This window comes from Chamaesiphon sp. VAR_69_metabat_338, assembly GCF_031423935.1.
Taxonomy (GTDB): Bacteria; Cyanobacteriota; Cyanobacteriia; order Cyanobacteriales; family Chamaesiphonaceae; genus Chamaesiphon.
This window is the reverse complement of sequence record NZ_JANPGM010000413.1, coordinates 1-3,106: the sequence shown is the minus strand read 5'-3', so window position 1 is coordinate 3,106 and position 3,106 is coordinate 1. Positions and strand designations below refer to the sequence as shown.

The window sequence follows — 3,106 nt, the reverse complement described above, 5'->3', positions numbered from 1 at the left end:
GCATCGCAATCTACATCAAAAATGGAGCCGTGATGAACCACTACGAAATCTAGATCGCCGCAAAATTTAGTCCAGGCTGCGGCTAGCGATTCGTCTACTGCGGTTAAAATTAATTTCATCTTATTAAGATTGCGATCTTCTAGGTGTTGTGAAGCCAATCGCGAATCCGGCGTGCTTCCATCGCCGTAAAGCGTTCCGTACCTGCACAGAACCATGAGTCAGCAAATCCGAACAACAGCCAGAATCGATCGTCATTGAGTCGATCGAGTCTTGTTTCATTATCCCCTGTGATACCAGTTGTCAAAAACTCTGCTAAAGATCGCTCGTTTTTAAATACATACATGGGTAGTCCGATTGCAGATAACATCTTGGCATGGTCATCGCAATAATCTTGCCAGATATCGTGTCTGTTGTTAGTTTGTCTAAATGACACGCTCAGTCCTCATCAAAATATCGATCGTACTGGATTTTTTTGGATCTCATACTCGATTTAAATAACTATTGTTAATAGTCGCTCGATCGAATCCCTTGTTCTGCGATCGAGTGGACGATCGAGACAACATTCCCCACCCCATCCTCAGCTCGAATTTTCGCCCCTAGCTCGGTGGCACGTTGGCGAATTGCGGGATCTGGAACTGCTCGATCGATCGCCTGTGCTAGTCGTTCTACAGTTAGTTGTTTACGCGGAATTGGTGCCGTCCCCACCCCGAGATCTGCCACTCGCTGCCCCCAAAACGGCTGATCGCCAAAGAACGGAATCACGATCGATGGTACCCCCGCTCTCAATCCTGCCGCTGTCGTCCCCGCACCACCATGATGCACCACCGCCGCCATGCGCGGGAACAGCCATGCATGGGGAACGGAGTTTATCATCAAAATATTGTCCGGTACGTCAGCTTTGCTCAAACCACCCCAACCAGCTTGCAAGATGGCGCGTTGTCCGGTACGAGCGATCGCCTGCAAGACTAGATCGGCAGTTTCTTCCGGTTTCCGCATACCCATACTGCCAAAGCCAACATATACCGGCGGCGCACCATCCGCCAGAAAGTTCGCCAAGTCAGAAGGTGGCGTCCAATCATCAGCAGCATCCAAATAAAAATAACCCACAATCTGCTCATGCTGCCAGTCAGCAGGCTGAGAAATAACGGACGGACTAAAACCATACAGGGTTGGATAGCGATGCAAGCTCGGTGCGTTGTATGGCCCCCAGAATGGCGATGCGGGTAAGTTGAGTACTTGCTGTCTGACGATGCGATCGGCAGATCTAGCACCCTGCCAGATAATCTGTCTGAGTGCATGATGGGAGAGCCGATTGAAGGTACCACCCAGTTTTGATAGCGACTGAGGAAACAGGATCCCTGGAAATGCCGCCGTCGGTGTAAACGGAAATAGCAACGTTTGAAGGATGGGAATCTGCAACTTCTCAGCTAAAGCTAGAGCCACAAACAAGCCACCGATCCCCACCACGATTAAATCTACATCCTGACAAGCAACTAAACCCGATTGCGTCCAGTCGATCGCGGCTTCCCGCGCAATTTTTGATGTATATCGGTTAATCGCCAGGAAGTTACCTTTTTCTAAGAGTTCGCGCATTTCTGGCGATTCGACGATTTCTTGGACGTTGCCTTTGACGGGATAGAATTCCAATCCATGCGATGTCACTAACCGTTCGTAGTTGGTATGGGTCATCATCCGCAGTTCGTGTCCCGCTGCTTGCAAACCTTTGGCTAGCGCAACATAGGGTTGCACATCACCTTGAGAACCGAGGGCGATCGTCAAAATTCGCATTAGTAATTCTCCTGGACTCAAGCTAATTTAATTGACGTTATTGTCAATTTGATATTAGCGTCAATTTAGCTCGATCGTCAAATCAGCACGAATTACAGATCCCCGACTTTTTGGAAAAGTCGGGGATCTGGGCACAGCCTAATTGTTATCTAGTGGCGATCGCACGTAAAATACGATGGCTTTACAAGTAGGCTAAAGGATATCAAAAACAATGCAGCCATCGCGACGAGCATCGATCGGGTTAGAAAAACGAGAACGGACGCGATCGAGTCTGATTGCCGCCGCTTATCGGGTATTCGCCCGCAAAGAAGCTGATGCCGTAACGATCGACGAGATTATTGCCGAAGCAGCCGTGGCGCGAGGTACGTTTTATAACTATTTCCAAACGCGAGAAGAAGTGCTCACAGCAGTTGCCGCCGCTCTGAGCGATGAAATGAACCACAGTATTTGGGCGCAGTCTGCCCAGATTGAAGATCCTGCCGTACGGATGGCGATCGCGATTCGGCAATTTTTACATCAAGCAATCCGGGACTCAACTTGTGGCTGGGTCATCGTTAGATGCGGTTTGGTGGCTGCCCCATTGAGCGAAACGATTAAAACAGGCGTAACGACAGATTTAGAGGCAGGGATTGAATTAGGGCGGTTTCAGGTGGCAAATAAACAAGCCGCGATCGATCTGATTTTAGGGACGGGATTGATGGCAATGCGAACCATTCTCGGCGGACATTCTGAGCCAGATTATCCAGAACAGATCGCCAAACTAATTTTGAAGACGTTAGGTGTTGAAGCGGAGGAGGCTCACTCGATCGCGTTTCAAGTTTTGGAGCCATTACCAGGTGACAGAATTTAGATGTTTTTTGTGCTGGCGATCCAAACTTCAGCCAATGGCGGATCGGCAATAAGTCAGTGCGATCGATATCATCTTAAGGCTGGACGGTGGATGTCTGGCAATGCTGCACTCGATCGCGTGATGTTATTGTTCCTGAAGCAGTGGTAAAAATTTGCGGATTAAACCGATCGCGATCGCTGGCAGCTCTAGGTGGGGTGTCAGTCTGGTGTCGTAGAGATATTCAAATGCCCGAATTGCAGTGGGATTGAGCCGCGTGAAACGTTGCCCTAAATCTGGACTGGTGTACTCGGTTTTCTGCCCATAAATCAGCGCGGTTGGCGTAGTGAGCTGGGGAATATACTGCGCTAGATCGAAACTCAAATCGCCTCTGACAAAGGCCAGTGCCGCGTACTCCGCGTTGGGTTGCTGTGCCGATTGTAAGTAAGCCTCGACAATTTCGGGATAGACGCGATCGCTACTGGCAAATTG

Annotated in this window: 5 protein-coding genes; 2 read left to right on the top strand and 3 right to left on the bottom strand. The window is 49.5% G+C overall.

Translation table 11 applies throughout. From position 1 onward, the window contains the following. Positions 1–139 precede the first annotated feature (139 nt). Both RMO84_RS11490 and RMO84_RS11485 read right to left on the bottom strand, forming a co-directional pair. Positions 140–433: a hypothetical protein gene (locus tag RMO84_RS11490; protein ID WP_310488594.1), complete on the bottom strand. Its 294-nt coding sequence runs from the start codon at positions 431–433 to the stop codon at positions 140–142. Positions 434–504: 71 nt separating this feature from the next. Continuing rightward, positions 505–1,809, bottom strand: coding sequence for a glycosyltransferase (locus RMO84_RS11485; protein ID WP_310488593.1), 1,305 nt, complete (start codon positions 1,807–1,809; stop codon positions 505–507). 190 nt (positions 1,810–1,999) lie between these two features. Here RMO84_RS11485 and RMO84_RS11480 point away from each other — a divergent pair, with 190 nt between their 5' ends. Further along, positions 2,000–2,638, top strand: a complete 639-nt coding sequence (locus RMO84_RS11480) for a TetR/AcrR family transcriptional regulator (protein ID WP_310488592.1) — start codon at positions 2,000–2,002, stop codon at positions 2,636–2,638. After that, positions 2,639–2,785 carry a hypothetical protein gene (locus RMO84_RS11475; RefSeq protein WP_310488591.1) on the top strand — a complete coding sequence of 49 codons (147 nt, stop codon included), beginning with the start codon at positions 2,639–2,641 and terminating at the stop codon, positions 2,783–2,785. Here the strand turns inward: RMO84_RS11475 and RMO84_RS11470 are convergent. Next, a partial coding sequence (locus RMO84_RS11470; RefSeq protein WP_396135832.1) for an alpha/beta fold hydrolase occupies positions 2,762–3,106 on the bottom strand: 345 nt, incomplete at its 5' end. The two genes, RMO84_RS11475 and RMO84_RS11470, sit on opposite strands and share 24 nt — an antisense overlap.